12 protein-coding genes and 2 pseudogenes are annotated in these 15,775 nt (G+C 35.5%); 13 read left to right on the top strand and 1 reads right to left on the bottom strand.

Annotated elements, in window-relative coordinates; translation table 11 throughout:
• Window positions 1–33: 33 nt before the first annotated feature.
• The 12 genes from leuA to HMPREF1135_RS08920 all read left to right on the top strand — a co-directional run bounded on the left by leuA (window position 34) and on the right by HMPREF1135_RS08920 (window position 12,715).
• Window positions 34–1,698 (top strand): 2-isopropylmalate synthase, encoded by a 1,665-nt coding sequence (gene leuA, locus HMPREF1135_RS08980; protein WP_007594418.1) that lies wholly within the window; start codon window positions 34–36, stop codon window positions 1,696–1,698.
• Between the two features lie 78 nt (window positions 1,699–1,776).
• Entirely contained in the window at window positions 1,777–2,757 is a 981-nt protein-coding gene (locus HMPREF1135_RS08975) for a glycosyltransferase family 8 protein (RefSeq protein ID WP_007594410.1), read from the top strand.
• 9 nt (window positions 2,758–2,766) lie between these two features.
• Window positions 2,767–3,645, top strand: coding sequence for a glycosyltransferase (locus HMPREF1135_RS08970; RefSeq protein WP_007594408.1), 879 nt, complete (start codon window positions 2,767–2,769; stop codon window positions 3,643–3,645).
• Window positions 3,646–3,653: 8 nt separating this feature from the next.
• Complete coding sequence (locus HMPREF1135_RS08965) at window positions 3,654–4,634, top strand: glycosyltransferase family 2 protein (protein ID WP_007594406.1); 981 nt, start codon at window positions 3,654–3,656, stop codon at window positions 4,632–4,634.
• Window positions 4,634–6,061 (top strand): lipopolysaccharide biosynthesis protein, encoded by a 1,428-nt coding sequence (locus HMPREF1135_RS08960; RefSeq protein ID WP_007594404.1) that lies wholly within the window; start codon window positions 4,634–4,636, stop codon window positions 6,059–6,061. Before HMPREF1135_RS08965 ends, HMPREF1135_RS08960 begins: the two co-directional genes overlap by 1 nt.
• Before the next feature lie 2 nt (window positions 6,062–6,063).
• The gene (locus HMPREF1135_RS08955) at window positions 6,064–7,071 is read left to right on the top strand and encodes an ATP-grasp domain-containing protein (protein WP_007594402.1); all 1,008 of its coding nucleotides are present in this window, start codon (window positions 6,064–6,066) and stop codon (window positions 7,069–7,071) included.
• A 13-nt stretch (window positions 7,072–7,084) separates the two neighbouring features.
• Window positions 7,085–8,317: a lipopolysaccharide biosynthesis protein gene (locus HMPREF1135_RS08950; protein WP_007594399.1), complete on the top strand. Its 1,233-nt coding sequence runs from the start codon at window positions 7,085–7,087 to the stop codon at window positions 8,315–8,317.
• The gene (locus tag HMPREF1135_RS08945) at window positions 8,314–9,249 is read left to right on the top strand and encodes a glycosyltransferase family 2 protein (protein WP_007594397.1); all 936 of its coding nucleotides are present in this window, start codon (window positions 8,314–8,316) and stop codon (window positions 9,247–9,249) included. Before HMPREF1135_RS08950 ends, HMPREF1135_RS08945 begins: the two co-directional genes overlap by 4 nt.
• Before the next feature lie 2 nt (window positions 9,250–9,251).
• Window positions 9,252–9,944, top strand: a complete 693-nt coding sequence (locus tag HMPREF1135_RS08940; RefSeq protein WP_007594394.1) for a glycosyltransferase family 2 protein — start codon at window positions 9,252–9,254, stop codon at window positions 9,942–9,944.
• Complete coding sequence (locus HMPREF1135_RS08935) at window positions 9,941–10,300, top strand: DUF2304 domain-containing protein (RefSeq protein ID WP_007594393.1); 360 nt, start codon at window positions 9,941–9,943, stop codon at window positions 10,298–10,300. Before HMPREF1135_RS08940 ends, HMPREF1135_RS08935 begins: the two co-directional genes overlap by 4 nt.
• A gap of 470 nt (window positions 10,301–10,770) precedes the next feature.
• Complete coding sequence (locus tag HMPREF1135_RS13780) at window positions 10,771–12,168, top strand: Rpn family recombination-promoting nuclease/putative transposase (RefSeq protein ID WP_007594391.1); 1,398 nt, start codon at window positions 10,771–10,773, stop codon at window positions 12,166–12,168.
• A 61-nt stretch (window positions 12,169–12,229) separates the two neighbouring features.
• Window positions 12,230–12,715: a flavodoxin gene (locus HMPREF1135_RS08920; protein WP_007594383.1), complete on the top strand. Its 486-nt coding sequence runs from the start codon at window positions 12,230–12,232 to the stop codon at window positions 12,713–12,715.
• Between the two features lie 452 nt (window positions 12,716–13,167).
• Here HMPREF1135_RS08920 and HMPREF1135_RS13775 read toward each other — a convergent pair.
• Window positions 13,168–14,491 (bottom strand): annotated as a pseudogene (locus tag HMPREF1135_RS13775) (IS1380 family transposase).
• 355 nt (window positions 14,492–14,846) lie between these two features.
• Here HMPREF1135_RS13775 and HMPREF1135_RS08905 point away from each other — a divergent pair.
• Window positions 14,847–15,674 (top strand): annotated as a pseudogene (locus HMPREF1135_RS08905) (Rpn family recombination-promoting nuclease/putative transposase).
• The last annotated feature ends 101 nt before the right edge of the window (window positions 15,675–15,775 follow it).

Genomic DNA, 15,775 nt, shown 5'->3' with positions numbered 1-15,775 from the left:
CTTAAACTTAGATTAGGAAAGAGGAGAGATTAAATGTATCATATTGAAAGATATAAGAGAAATCCTGTAGTGGATTTTAAAGAGAGAACATGGCCGAATAAGCAAATAGAGAAAGCACCTATATGGTGTTCGTCAGATCTAAGAGACGGCAACCAGGCATTGGTCGAACCGATGGTGGTAGAAGAAAAGATAGAAATGTTTAATCTGCTTGTAAAGTTGGGCTTTAAGGAAATAGAGATTGGTTTCCCGGCAGCATCCCAGATAGAATTTGACTTCCTTCGTCAGCTTGTGGACAGAAAACTGATTCCGGATGATGTTGTAGTACAGATACTTTGCCAGTGTAGAGAGCATCTTATAAAAAGAAGCTTTGAAGCTATAAAGGGAATTAAAAAATGTATAATGCATATCTATAATTCCACCGATACATTACAAAGAGATGTGGTATACGCTCTTGACAGAGAAGGAATAAAAAATATTGCACTTGAAGGTGTGGCTCTTGTTAAGAAGTATATGAAAGACCATGACGGTGAAATTATATTGGAATATTCACCTGAGAGCTTTATGGGAACAGAACTTGACTTTGCACTTGATGTATGTGATGCCGTAGTTGATGCATGGGGTGCTACAAAGGATAATAAGATAATAATCAATCTGCCAAATACAGTGGAGATGACAACACCTAATGTATTTGCAGACAGAATAGAGTGGATGAGTACCCATCTTAAGAACAGGGAGGCAATAATACTTTCCACACATCCTCATAACGACAGAGGTACAGGTACAGCTGTTGCAGAGCTTGCACTTTTGGCAGGAGCCGACAGAATGGAGGGTACTCTTTTTGGAAACGGTGAGAGAACAGGAAATGTGGATATATTAAATATAGCCTACAATATGTTTTCACAGGGTATTGATCCGAATCTTAATATCAGCAATATCAAAGAAATCATAGATGTATATGAGAGAACCACAAAGATGCGCATCGACCCGAGACATCCATATGCCGGAAAGCTTGTATTTACGGCCTTTTCAGGTTCACATCAGGATGCAATCAATAAGGGTGTTCAGGCTATGAGACAGAGAAACAACCCATACTGGGAGGTTCCTTATCTGCCTATAGATCCTGCAGATATCGGTCGTGAGTATGAGCCTGTAGTAAGAATAAACTCACAGTCAGGCAAGGGCGGAGTTGCATTTGTTATGGATACATTCTACGGCTTCAAACTGCCGAAGGGTATGCATAAGGAATTCGCAGATATTATCCAAAAGATTTCAGAAGCACAGGGTGAAGTTTCACCGGAAGAAATCTACAAGGAATTTGAAAAGAATTACATTGAGAAGAAAGAACCTCTGCATTTTGAAAAATGCATTATTACAGATGCCGATGAGGACGGAGATTTCTCTACATATGTCAAGGTTACATACACATTTAACGGCGAAGAGAAAGTATTTGAGAGTACCGGAAACGGTCCTATCGATGCTGTCAAGAGAGGTCTTGAAAATGTGGTCGGCAAGGGAATTAAGGTTCTTGATTACAATGAGCATGCTCTTGCATCAGGTTCAAACGCAAAGGCGGCTTCATACATCCATATGCTTGATGTGGAAAGCGGAAAGACCACTTATGGTGTAGGTATTTCAGGCAATATTACAAGATCATCTATCAGAGCTTTATTCTCTGCAGTAAATAGATTGTTCTATTAAAAGTACTTTTAATAAAGGAATACATGCGTATTAAAGTGTGTATTCCTTTATGTTCATATAATAATAAATGAGGTAAGTATGAATATAGTTTATATAGCAAATGAGAAATTTGCAGTGCACCTGGGTGTCAGCTTATATTCGCTATATGAGAGAAACAGATACGAAAAAGATATCAGAGTCTTCATCATTTCCACAGGAATTGGTGAGGACTCTTTGGGCAAATTGAAAAGTATAGCAAAAAAGTTTGGTAGAGATGTAGAAATAATAGAACTGAATGACACATCAAAATATTTTGATACAGGTATACAGGACGCTACATTTGATATCAGCAAGATGGGTAGACTGCTTGTAGGTGAGATATTGCCGGAAGATGTCGATAGAATACTTTATCTGGATTGCGATATGGTTATATTGCATTCTATAAGGGAATTATACAATACAAAGCTTGGAGAAAATATAATAGCTGCAGTGGAAGAGCCTACAGTACTTGAGAGAGTCAGGTATGAAATAGGACTTGACTATGAGGCATCTTATGTAAATGCCGGACTTTTGCTTATAGATTTGAAAAAGTGGAGAGAGAATAATCTTGGAGAAAAGACTATAAGCTACAGCAAAAGTATATGGGATAAGAGCCTTTTCGGGGAGCAGGATGCCATAAACGGTGTACTCAGATGGAAGATAAAGAAGCTTTTGCCTAAGTATAATTTCTTTTCAAATTATAAATATTTTTCATACAATTCATTTATTAAAGTTTATGGTGCAAGCCTTTCCTACACAAAGAAGGATCTTAAAGAAGCAAAGAGAAGACCGGTAATATTACATTTTGCCGGAGATGAGAGGCCTTGGATTGCGGGAAGTTTTAATCCGTATAAGAAAGCATATAATTACTTTAAGAAGAAGACTCCTTTTAAAGATGTTCCTATAGAAAAGGGGAAGAATCTGTATATGCTTATATATCATATGATGGATTTGGTTACGTTTATTTGCCCGGTGGTAAGAAAAAGAATATCCGAGTATTATATAGATAAAGCATATAAAAAGCATTCTGAAAGAAAATAAGGAGAGCAAATGAAAACAGCTTTAGTAGTATTAAATTATAATGATGCGGATAATACCTTAAAGGTCCTTGGAAAGACGGCAGACTATGGTGTATTTGATAAAGTAATTGTGGTAGACAATGACTCAAATGACGACTCAAGAATCAGATTGAAAAGCTACTGTGAAGATAATGAAAAAATTTACTTTGTAGAAAACCATGAAAACAAGGGATATGGAGCAGGAAATAATATCGGTATTTTTGTGGCGAAAAAGCTTGGAATGGATTTGGCTTTGATTGCAAATCCCGATACGGACTTTGAAGAGCGAGTGATTAAAGTTTTAAAGTCCGCTATGGAAAAAAATGTGGATATCGGTATATGCGCTCCTTTGGTAGAGACAAATGATGTATACGGCAGCAGAGAAAATGTACTTAAAGGTGCTTCATGTTGGCCGATGAGAGATTTTCTTCATTCCTTAGCGGAGAACGGTCCGATATGCAGGCGAATCTTTACAAAGGCTCTTCATTATGACAGAAACTTTTATAATGCCAAGATAAGAAAAGTAGGTGCCGTACTTGGTGCACTTTTGATGGTAAGAGTTGACGCCTTTATAAAGGTCGGAGGCTATGATGAAAAGATGTTTTTATACGGTGAGGAGGATCTGCTTTCAAAAAAGATGGAAGGCATAGGCTTAAAGACTGCCGTTATTACAGGGTATAAGTATAAGCATATACATTCCGCAAGCATCAAAAAAAGTTTAAAAAGCCTCTACTCACGTCAGAAAATCAGAGAAGAGTCCACAATGTATTTTTATAAAAATTATCTGAAGATAAACCCTCTTTGGCAGATATTTGCAAAAGTTTTCTTTGCATTTGTAAGGCTTGAAGTGATTATTTTCGGATTACTCTAGGAAAGTTTATGATAGAAATTTTACTTGCGACCTATAACGGTGAAAGATTTTTGCCTGAGCAGATAGAAAGTATAACAAGTCAAAGTTTTGAGGACTATAATATACTTGCAAGTGACGATAATTCAAGCGATTGTACTTTTGAAATATTAAGAAGCTATGAGAGTGTATTTGGCGAGAAGATAAAGGTTGTTCAGAGCAATACTCACAGTGCAAAAGAAAACTTTTACAATCTGCTTGATATGGCTGATGCCGAATATATTGCGCTTTGCGATCAGGATGACTTTTGGGAAAGCGACAAGCTCGAAAAAAGTTTGAAGGCCATACAAAGGCTTGAAAAAAAGTATGGTAAAGAAACGCCGATACTTGTGCATTCGGATTTGGAGATAGTGGATGGAAACCTGAATTCACAAAACAAAAAAATGAGTGAGCTTACAGGTATAAGTGAAGCCATAAAGTATGCAAAAAAGGAGTCAAAATACCTTTATACAATAAGTACAGAAAAAAGCTTTTCAAGATATCTTGTTGAAAACAATATTACAGGAAATACGGTGATTATAAATAAAGCATTGCTTGATATATATAAAAGGCCTAAAGTATCTTTTATGCATGACTGGTGGCTTGGACTGATCGCTTTTACATTCGGTAAGGTTGGTTTTCTTAATGAGTGCCTTGTAAAATATCGTCAACATGAAAGCAATGAACTTGGTGCAAAGAATCCACTTGAACTTCACAATATAAAAAAGAGAAACAAAAAAAAGATAAGAGAAAACTATGACTGTATGTTTGCACAGGTAGAGGAGTTTTTAAGATTATATAAGGATGAACTTGGAAAAAGCAGGTCGGCCGATACATATTTTGCACGTAAATATTTAAATGCCTTTGCAAATATGAAATCTAAAAACAGAGTATCAAAGATAAGAGATATCTTGAAATATTCATTTTTTAAAAGTTCAAAAATACTTACAATAGGAGAGATGTTGAATATCTGATGAATAAAAAAAATAAAAGTGAGATTTCCACATCTCTTTTTTGGAAAATACTTGAAAACGGAGGTTCGCAGGGAGTCCAGTTTATAGTGTCGGTACTCCTTGCAAGGCTTTTGAGTCCGTCAGAGTATGGAATAGTTGCAATAGTTTTGATATTTACAACAATAGCCAATGTTTTGGTGCAAAACGGATTTGCTTCAGCACTGATACAAAAGTTTCATGCGGATGATTTGGACTTTTCATCTGTGCTGATTTTTAATGTACTCTTATCACTGGCAATATATATACTGCTATTTTTGGGCTCTCCCATAATAGCGGATATATATAAAAATCCCGAGCTTATCGACATACTTAGAGTTATGGGCATAATAATACTGCCCGGAAGTATTATATCAATAGAAAATTCATATGTTGCCAGAAATATGAAGTTTAAAACTCTTTTTATAGCAACATTTCTTTCGTCTGTAATTTCAGGCAGCGTGAGTGTAATTATGGCACTTGAGGGAGCAAAGGTCTGGGCTTTGGTTTTTCAGCAGATAGTATATTATTTTGCACTCCTTATAATACTCGGTATAGGTATAAAATACTTTCCGGGACTTAAGTTCAGCTTGGAGAGATTAAAAACCATGTTTGCCTATGGCTCAAAGCTCTTGGTGGCATCACTGATAGATACGATTTTTACAAATATACACGGACTTGTTATAGGTAAGGCATACAGTGAAGATATGCTCGGCTCATTCAACAGAGGTGAGCAATTTCCAAAGCTTGTAGTAAGCAATCTTTCATCCGCCATACAGTCCGTACTTCTTCCTGCCATGTCAAAGAAACAGGAAAGTAAGGAAGATGTAAAAGCACTTTTAAAGTCCTCGGTAAGACTTTCCACATTTGTGGTGGCGCCTATGATGTGCGGGCTGGCGGCGGTCAGTGATAATCTGATACTTTTACTGCTTGGAGAGAAGTGGAGGATTGCAATACCGTTTTTGCAGATGATGTGTTTTTCATATGTATTTTGGCCGATTCATGTATCAAACCTTGAGGCGTTAAATGCTATGGGTAGAAGTGATATATTTTTAAAGCTTGAAATTATAAAAAAGATTCTTGGAATTGCCATATTACTGATTGGAATAAGGTATAATGTATTTGTGTTTGTGGGGCTTAAGGCCTTTTCGGATCTGATTTGTGCATATATCAATGCCACGCCGAACGGAAAGCTCTTAGGGTACACCCTAAAAGAACAGAGTTTGGATGCTTTAAATAACTTCATCCCTGCTATAATTATGGGAATTATTATTTACATTGCAGGTAAGCATATAGGAATCGGTATTTTAAGTCTTCTGATACAGATAGTGCTTGGTGTAATTATTTATATAGCATTGGCTGTAGTTATGAAAAATGAGAACTTTAAGATGATAGTGAGTAAGGTGAGATAATAATGAATATACTTTTAACCAGTGTGGGTAGAAGAGCATATATAATTGATTATTTAGGGAGTATATATAAGGACCTCGGATTAAGCGGAAATATTGTGGCGACAAATTCGGATATGAATACCACCGCTATGAGTGTAGCCGATAAGGCTTTTGAGTCACCGCTTATATATGACGAAGAATATATTCCGTTTCTACTGGAAATATGCAAAAATGAAAAAATAGATATTTTAATTTCACTCTTTGACATCGACCTTATGATACTTGCAAAGAATAAAGCCGAATTTGAGGCTTTGGGTATAAAGGTCATTGTTTCAAATGAGGACGTTATAAATATTTGTAATGATAAGTTTGAAATGCTTGAGTATCTTGAGAAGATAAAAATGCCTGTGCCTGAAACCTATTTGGATCTTGATAAGGCAATTGAATATGCAGATTTTAATAATAAAACTTATATTTTAAAACCCAGATGGGGAATGGGCTCACTAAGTATCTTTGAAGCTGAGGATAAAAATGAACTTGAAGTTCTTTATGAAAAGGCAAAGAGAAGTATTCAAAAATCATATTTGAGATTTGAGTCAAATGCCGATATGAACAGGGCAATACTTATACAGGAAAAGATCAAAGGCGATGAGTTCGGACTGGATATTTTCAATGATCTTGAAGGTGAGAATCTAAGTGTTACGGTAAAGAGAAAATATGCCATGAGATCGGGTGAAACCGATATTGCAGAGGTCACCGAAAACAGTGAGCTTGAGGCTGTAGGAAAGAAGATTGCAAAAAGCCTTTCTCATATAGGAAATCTTGATATGGATATACTCTTATCGGAAGGTAAAGCCTATATAATAGATATGAATGCAAGATTCGGCGGAGGCTATCCTTTTACTCACAATGCAGGAGTAAACGAACTGGAGGCGATTATAAGACTTTGCAGAGGCAAAGAGCTAAATGATTTAAGTGTCAAAAAATACGGACTCTTTGCAAAAGAAATAACCATGGTGGAATTAAAATAGATTTGGATATATTATGGACAGTAAAGAAAGAAGTGCATATTTTTGGAATATGCTTGGGAGTCTCGTATATGCTGTTACAAGCATGCTGCTTGGTGTGGCTGTAACAAAGCTTGCAGGAGCATATGCAGGAGGAATATTTTTCTTCGGATTTTCCACATTGGGCCAGCAACTTTATATAGTTTCATACTTTGGAATGAGGCCGATACAGGTTACCGATGTTTCAAATGAATACAGTTTCGGAGATTATCTTAGGCTTAGAGTTATTACCTCAGCTTTGGCTGTTTTGGCAGGCTTTGTATATACAATCATTATGACTAAAGACAGCTATGTCTTTGAAGTATATATGATATTGTCACTGTATAAGATTTTAGACGGATTTTGTGATATATTTGAGTCTGAAATGCAAAGGCAGGACAGGCTTGATATGACCGGAAAGGCAACGCTTTTCAGAACAATATTTTGTGTAGGCATATTCCTTGCGACACTTGGTATTACAAAGGATTTAAAATTAAGTTCTTTGGCGCTTTTACCAAGTATAGTGATAGCCGCAATAATATTTGATATACTGCCCTTAAGAAGATTAAGACCTGATAAAGTTGTAAAAAAGAATTCTTATATAACTTTGATAAATAAGAGTAAATGGCTTTTTTTGGGAGCTTTTATAGATCTTTATATATTTGCAGCCGCAAAGTATGCTGTAAATTACACGCTTGGAGAGGAGCTAAACGGCTACTTCAGTATAATATTTATCCCGACATCCATTATAAATCTGATGGCAGGTTTTATAATAAGGCCGATACTTACAAAGCTTTCATTGCTGTATAAGACAGGTAACAGAAAAAAGTTTGTTTCGACCATATCAAAGATTGCGGTATTTATATTTGTAGCAACTTTATTCGGAATGGGAATGGCATATACTCTCGGAATTCCTGTTTTGAAACTTGCACTTGGAAGTGTCGGAAATGCAATAGAGCCTTATAGAATAGCCTTGGTTTTGGTAATACTTGGCGGTGGACTTTATGCAATAGTAAATCTCGGATATTACTGTTTGGTTATCTTTGAAATGACAGGAGTTATATTTTCAATATATGCTGTAGGGGCAGTGTTTGCATACTTTATCAGTGATTTTATGGTAAAGAGTTTCGGAATGAACGGAGCGGCTTTTGCATATATGATAATAATGCTGTTACTTTCAATATCCTTCCTTGTTGCAGTGATTTTCGGACTCAGAAAGGTTAAAAAATGAATTTAGTAGATGTAATAATACCTACATACAAACCTGACAATAAATTTTTGGTATCAATAAAAAGACTTCTGGCTCAGACAGTGGCGCCCGGTAAGATTATTATTATAAATACAGATAAAAATGTATGGGATAAGACCGGAATAGAAGAGAAATTAAAAGAGCTTTTTGAAGAAAGCGATACTGAACTTATATTGGAGCATATAGAAAAGCAGGATTTTGACCATGGAGCCACCAGAAATTTCGGGGTGTCAAAGTCAAAGGCCGAGTATTTTGTTTGCATGACTCAGGACGCAGTCTGCTTTGATAAGAAAACTATCGAATATTTGCTTAGAGGGATGGATAAGTCTATTAAGATGACTTATGCAAGACAGGTACCGGATAAAAATGCAAATAAAATAGAGAAGTTTACAAGAGAATTTAATTATCCTATAGAGTCAATGATAAAGTCATTTAATGAAAGACAGACTCTTGGAATAAAGACATATTTTGCTTCAAATGTCTGTGCGGCATACGAAAGAGAGACCTTTGATGCTTTGGGCAGATTTGATACCGGACAGATTTTGAATGAAGATATGCTTTATGCCTACAAGCTTATAGAAAACGGCTATTTTATAAAATACGAAGCATGGGCAAAGGTAGTACATTCTCATAATTACAGCGGAGTCGCGCAGTTTAAAAGAAACTTTGATATCGGAGTTTCACAGGCAAGCAATCCTCATATCTTTAAGAATATAAAAAGTGAGAACGAGGGCAAGAAAATGGTATTAAAAACCATGGAGCATCTTCTTTCAACACATTCATATATCAGTGCAATCAGGCTTGTATATATAAGTGCCTGCAAATATGCAGGATTTTTGGCAGGAAAAAACTATAAGAAGTTGCCAAAAAGTGTTGTCGGAGCCTTCAGTATGAACAGAGAGTTTTGGAGATAGATATGGCTGATACATTGGTAATAATACCTGCGTTTAATGAAGAAAAGAATATTGCAAATGTAATAGAGCGACTTACAAATACATTAAATGATGTGGACTATGTGATTGTAAATGACGGCTCCATTGACTCTACATCTAAAATCTGCAGAGAAAGAGGATTTAACATTATAGATTTGCCGGTAAACCTGGGCCTTGCAGGTGCATTTCAGACAGGGATGAAGTATGCCTACAAGCACGGCTACAAGTATGCGGTACAGTTTGACGGTGACGGACAGCACAGACCTGAATATATACCTGAAATGAGAAAAAAATGTGAGGAATGTGATATAGTTATTGTTTCAAGATTTGTAACCAAGAAAAAGCCGTTTACAATGAGGATGCTGGGCTCAAGACTTATTGCCCTTGCAATAAAGATAAGTACGGGTGCTACAATCCATGATCCTACATCAGGCATGAGAATGTATAATGAAAAGCTGATTACAGAGTTTGCGCTCAGACTTAACTATGCACCGGAGCCGGATACGGTATCCTATCTTATAAAACAGGGCATGATAGTCTGTGAAATACAGGGCGAGATGGATGAAAGAGTGGCCGGAATAAGTTATCTTACTCCTATAAATGCCGCAAAATACATGTTTAGAATGCTTTGCTCCATTATATTTATTCAAAGTTTTAGAGAGAAGAAAAAAATATGACTGCTATACTAAGAATAGGTTTGATTTTAATATCTGTAATGTCGTTTTTGGTCATTATAAGAAAAATAAGAAAATCAAAGATAAGAATAGAGGACGGACTCTTCTGGGTGGTCTTTGCCATCATACTGATAATTTTTGCCATATTCCCAAGAATAATTTATTTTATATCGGACCTGGTCGGCGCCAAATCCCCGGCCAATATAGTCTATCTGATAATAATAGGCATGCTCCTTATCAAGCTTTTCTTTATGAGCATACAGATGTCGCTCCTTGAAAACAAGGTAGTGAATCTGGCTCAGGAGATGGCGCTGAAGGAGAAGGAGGATAGGGATAAGATAGAAGAGGCATCGAAATAGTAAGTAGGAGTTGTGGAAATAGCAAAGGGAAATCTTACATTAAGGATGGACAGTGAGTTGAAAGCGCTCTTAGATGTCATGGTCTACCATTTGAGGTGAAAATAGATGAGCCTAATGAAACCACATATAAAGCTATGTAGTCTGCTAAAAATAATGAAGACTTATACGGCCCTTTTGATAGTGTAAAAGATTTGATGAGTGATTTATTTTGATTTTCAGTCCCAGGGAAACCGGGGCTTTTTTGTTGAGAAAATTTATAAAAGAGTAATTAGTCAATAAATTTAAGAGAAATCAAAAGTGTGTTGTATTTCTATCAAGTATAAAGTGTGTTGTATTTCTATCAAGTATATTGATTTAATCGATAGCATTTATTATAATAGTTAAAAGGGCAGTTCATTATATCTAATAATTCTATATCTATATTTCTTATATTTTCTAATTTTAAAAGGTTCTATTTATAAAGGAGGTTTATGTCTGACAGGTCTATACAAAAATTCAAAGAATATGTACAAAAGTTAAATCCCATTGATGATATTATATTTAGAAAGATGGCAGAGAATAAGGAGTTTTGTGAAGAAATATTAAGAACATTTTTGCAAGATTATCAGCTGAAAGTCTTAAATAATAAGTCGCAATATGCTATAACTAATATAGAAAGACGCTCTGTTATACTTGATGCTTATTGTGAGTTAAGAGACGGAAGGCGAGTGAATATTGAGGTTCAAAATGCCGATAATGTAAATCATCAAAAGAGAGTGAGATATTACAGTAGTGTATTGACTACAAGCTTGATGAAAAAAGGCGAAAGCTTTGATAATGTGCCGGAAGTGTGCATGATATATATTTGCAATTTTGATATATTCAAAGAAAACAAGAGCTCATATTTAATAAAAAGGGTGATAGCCGGAAGTAATACGGAAGTTGATAATGGGCTTAAAGAAATATATATCAGTGCCAATATAAATGACGGTACTATACTATCTGAACTGATGGGAGTTTTTACAAAAGATGATTGTTACAGTGACAATTTTCCTGTAACATCTAAAATGAAATATGATTTTAAGTATGTTAAGGAGGGTAATAAGATGACAGATGCAATGAAGGAGTTATACGACATATTTAAAGAAGAATCTAAAGACAAGTGGATAAAAGAGGGTAAAAAAGAAGGTAGAAAAGAGGGTATAAAAGAAGGTGTTATAAATACATTACTTATGCTTGTAAAAGACGGAATAATATCAGTAGAAGATGCTGCAAAAAGAGCAAACCTAAGCGTAAGCACATTTCAAAATCCCGATGCGGGGGTACATTGGACTGTGGGCAGGAAGTATTGGCAGATTATAAGGGATAACTGGCCGGCATATGATAAAAAGCTTACCCCCACCAATACAATGGGTGCGGTGGCTGAAATGTTTCGCCTGTGGGAAGGCACTGTCAGAAGCGATCATCCGGCAAGATCGGTTGCGGCATGGGGAAAGAATGCCCTGTATTTAACAAAAAATCATGACCTGTCAGACATTTTAGGCAAGGCTTCACCGGTGGGGAGACTGTATGAACTTGACGGAAAGGTGCTTTTAATAGGTGTGGGCTATGATAAGAACACCTCACTTCATCTGGCGGATACTGTTGCAAATTATGGAGGGAAGCATAATGTGACTGAGCACAGTGCGGTCATGGAAGAGGGTAAAAGGGTGTGGAAAGCCTATGAAACTTTGTATGTGAACGGAGAGGACTTTAATGAAATCGGAGAGGCCTTTGAAAGGGAGAGAGATGTAAAAAAAGTTAAATTGGGAAATTGTGAAATTAGATTAATGAGGCAAAGGGATTTGGTGGACTTTGCAAAGAAATGGATTGAAGAAAACAGAAGATGATAAAGTCTTTATAGAAAATATAAATTTTAACAGCCGATGGCTGAAGAAGGGATAAAGTACAATGATTGAGAAAAAGATATTGGTAGCATATTTTACTGCCAGTGAGGGCAGGGTTACAGAGAGGGTGGCAAAAAATCTGGCGGCTGCCGTAAGTGGAGATATTTTTGAAATAGCGGCCAAGGACAGGTATACAAAGGCGGATATAAACTGGGTAAATCCACTGTCCCGTTGTAATAAGGAAAAGCTTGGAAAAAAGGATGTGGAAATCGCCGGTAAATTGCAAAATATACAGGACTATGATTTGATTTTAATAGGTTTTCCGGTGTGGTACGGAGGAGCCCCCAATATTATAAATACATTTTTAAAGGGATATGACTTTTCTGGCAAAAAGATTGCCCTGTTTGCCACATCAGGAGGCGGAGGAATGGGAAGAAGTAAGGAGAAGCTGCAGTCACTTTTACCGAATGCAAGGATAATGGGTGCGAAGCTTTTTAAGATAAAGGCAGGCTCTGATGAGATGAGAGCCTGGGTGGAGGAAATGCAGTAAAATCCTAAATTAGTATATTGTGCAATCCATAGACTGTATGATAGAATAATCGTGTTAATAAAATATTCAACCTAAAAAAATAAAAAAGATAGGATATGATAGATAAAATAAAGAAAAAAGTTATCTTTAGAGTAGGCTTTATTAACATATAAAGAAGATTTGCGGAAGTTGGATGATGGTGCATAATAACGAGACTTTATGCTTAAGGGTATAATAAAGCATTGGATATAGAAGCAGAGGGCTTAGGATTAAGCTGCTCTGCTTTTTTTTGAGCAAAATTATAAAAGATCCTGAATTATTCACGACACAATATTTAAATTAAGTACCGTGCTATAAATCTTTAAACTTAATCCATGACGCTGTAACTGACTTAATACACCTAAAAATGGGTGGACTTCCCCTAGGTAAGGTTTACAAGTAGTTATTAAGCTGTCAAGGTTCACTATTAATTGTTATTCAAGCTGTATACATAGCTTGCTGATATTGGATAGAGTCTCATAGAACTCATTCTTATATGGGCAACTGCTACACAGCTTAAATGTTATATACCTTGCTGAACGAATTATTTTTGCAGCAATCTTTAGCAGTTTTAGACGGACAGTATCAATACGTTGTTTTCTCATGTTTGCAGATAATACCAATCGTCTAAACCAATTAAATATATTATAAGCAAGTGCATGTATTTGGAGCCTGTTGGCATTTACAATCCTTGTATGACTGCTGACAGAGGCAAAGTCAAAACCTGTTTTACTTTCCTTTATGAAGTTTTCCATCAAGCCTCTTTTACAATAGAACTTGATTAGATATTCAGGGGATGACTCCATGTTTGTAACAACGAATGTATACATATATGTCATTTGGTTTTCAGGTTTTTCAGCTTTACAGACAACACGTCTTTCATAAGGCCAAGGACCTGCCTGATACATGAATTCACCATAAGCTACAGCATAATCTACTTTGTTGTTTTTTGTGATTTCATCAAGTTCATCTACAAGATATGATGCCTTATCACGAAGTACAGCATTTTCTTTCAAACGAATTACATAGCCGGTACCGTTTTCTTCACACTGTTTATATAAACTCGGTGTTGCAAAGCCACTATCTCCGCGAAGGAGAAGTTTAATTTCCGGAAAGTCTTCAAGATATTCATCAAGTATAGGCTGAAGAAAGTCCACAACCCCTGTACTTGAATACTGAGTTCCATCCCGGAGCTGAATTTTAATTAAATCTCCGGTAATTCCATCGTAGCAAACAAGCGGATGGTAACCGTTACTTTGATAGTGAAAGTTAAATGCTCTGCCTTCCTGCTTGCCGTAGGCATTAAGAAGTGTTGAATCCAAATCTAAAATGATAGCTTCAGGCATCTGAATACTATAAACTTTCTTTCGAAGAATTTGATTTATTGAAAGGAACTGATTCAGAGAATCTTCATCCATTCGATTATGAAATCTTGAAATAGTCGGTTGTGATTAAAGTGTCTTTATTAAGCACTGCTTTAAACACAGGATCATTTGTAAGTTCATCTGAAGTGTCATCTTCAAAATAGCCTGCAATGATCATATATATCATCTGAAGAAGGTTTTCTTTATCAGTATGATAACGGAATAATGCAGAATCATTGGTTTTAAATGATTGACTGAAAAGTTTATCAATGCCAAGTTTACTTACGAATTCTTTTATAAGAAGTAAGCCTGCATCGGAGGATAAATCGCCTCCATCGAAATTAATTTTAATTTTTCTATTGCTTTCAAGTGATAAGGTGTTTACAATACTCATAGAGGGCTCCTTTGTGTGATTTTTGAGTTTTAGCACCTTAAATTTACCACAAATGGACGCTCTTTTTTCATTCACTTGATAAGTGAATGGTAATATTTAGTAAAAACATAGTAATAATGAGGCTTTAAGCCACTTTCATGGCATTGACATGAATAATCTAGGTTAAACCTCCAAAATCTGAAATATTTTTATATGTTGGTTATAGTACAGAATGTTATATTTCTATCAAGTATATTGATTTAATCAATAGCATTTATTATAATAATTAAAAGGGCAGTTCATTATATCTAATAATTTTATATCTACATTTCTTATATTTTCTAATTTTAAAAAGTTCTATTTATAAAGGAGGTTTATGTCTGACAGGTCTATACAAAAATTCAAAGAATATGTACAAAAGTTAAATCCCATTGACGATATTATATTTAGAAAGATGGCAGAGAATAAGGAGTTTTGTGAAGAAATATTAAGGATATTTTTGCAAGATTATCATCTGAAAGTCTTAAATAATAAGTCGCAATATGCTATAACTAATATAGAAAGACGCTCCGTTATACTTGATGCTTATTGTGAGTTAAAAGACGGAAGGTGAGTGAATATTGAGGTTCAAAATGCCGATAATGTAAATCATCAAAAGAGAGTGAGATATTACAGCAGTGTATTGACTACAAGCTTGATGAAAAAAGGCGAAAGCTTTGAGAATGTGCCGGAAGTGTGCATGATATATATTTGTAATTTTGATATATTTAAAGAAAACAAGAGCTCATATTTAATAAAAAGGGTGATAGCCGGAAGCAATAGAGAAGTTTACAACGGGCTCAAAGAAATATATATCAGTGCCAATATAAATGACGGTACTATACTATCCGAACTGATGGGAGTTTTTACAAAAGATGATTGTTACAGTGACAATTTTCCTGTAACATCTAAAATGAAATATGATTTTAAGTATGTTAAGGAGGGTAATAAAATGACGGATGCAATGAAGGAGTTATACGACATATTTAAAGAGGATTTTGATCAGGAAGTATTAGAAAAGTCTAAAAGCAAGTGGATAAAAGAGGGTGTAATAAATACATTGATTATGCTTGTAAAAGACGGAATAATTTCAGTAGAAGATGCTGCAAAAAGAGCAAACTTAAGCGTAAGCACATTTCAAAAATATTTGAATAAAAAAATGTAAATACTTTATTAGGGCTTAAGACAATGAGGACACTGTAAAAGGTGTCCTTTTTATTATGACAGACAGGTTGTCAATCCTTTGTGAAAGCCTACAAGGTGAGT

This window comes from Lachnoanaerobaculum sp. OBRC5-5, assembly GCF_000296385.1.
GTDB lineage: Bacteria > Bacillota > Clostridia > Lachnospirales > Lachnospiraceae > Lachnoanaerobaculum.
Note: the sequence above shows the minus strand (reverse complement) of the source record. Positions and strands in the feature narration are given on the sequence as shown.

Excerpts from the sequence above, each read along its gene's own strand:
- leuA (WP_007594418.1), top strand. The coding sequence starts at position 34 with ATGTATCATATTGAAAGATATAAGAGAAATCCTGTAGTGGATTTTAAA.
- HMPREF1135_RS08975 (WP_007594410.1), top strand. The coding sequence starts at position 1,777 with ATGAATATAGTTTATATAGCAAATGAGAAATTTGCAGTGCACCTGGGT.
- HMPREF1135_RS08970 (WP_007594408.1), top strand. The coding sequence starts at position 2,767 with ATGAAAACAGCTTTAGTAGTATTAAATTATAATGATGCGGATAATACC.
- HMPREF1135_RS08965 (WP_007594406.1), top strand. The coding sequence starts at position 3,654 with ATGATAGAAATTTTACTTGCGACCTATAACGGTGAAAGATTTTTGCCT.
- HMPREF1135_RS08960 (WP_007594404.1), top strand. The coding sequence starts at position 4,634 with ATGAATAAAAAAAATAAAAGTGAGATTTCCACATCTCTTTTTTGGAAA.
- HMPREF1135_RS08955 (WP_007594402.1), top strand. The coding sequence starts at position 6,064 with ATGAATATACTTTTAACCAGTGTGGGTAGAAGAGCATATATAATTGAT.
- HMPREF1135_RS08950 (WP_007594399.1), top strand. The coding sequence starts at position 7,085 with ATGGACAGTAAAGAAAGAAGTGCATATTTTTGGAATATGCTTGGGAGT.
- HMPREF1135_RS08945 (WP_007594397.1), top strand. The coding sequence starts at position 8,314 with ATGAATTTAGTAGATGTAATAATACCTACATACAAACCTGACAATAAA.
- HMPREF1135_RS08940 (WP_007594394.1), top strand. The coding sequence starts at position 9,252 with ATGGCTGATACATTGGTAATAATACCTGCGTTTAATGAAGAAAAGAAT.
- HMPREF1135_RS08935 (WP_007594393.1), top strand. The coding sequence starts at position 9,941 with ATGACTGCTATACTAAGAATAGGTTTGATTTTAATATCTGTAATGTCG.
- HMPREF1135_RS13780 (WP_007594391.1), top strand. The coding sequence starts at position 10,771 with ATGTCTGACAGGTCTATACAAAAATTCAAAGAATATGTACAAAAGTTA.
- HMPREF1135_RS08920 (WP_007594383.1), top strand. The coding sequence starts at position 12,230 with ATGATTGAGAAAAAGATATTGGTAGCATATTTTACTGCCAGTGAGGGC.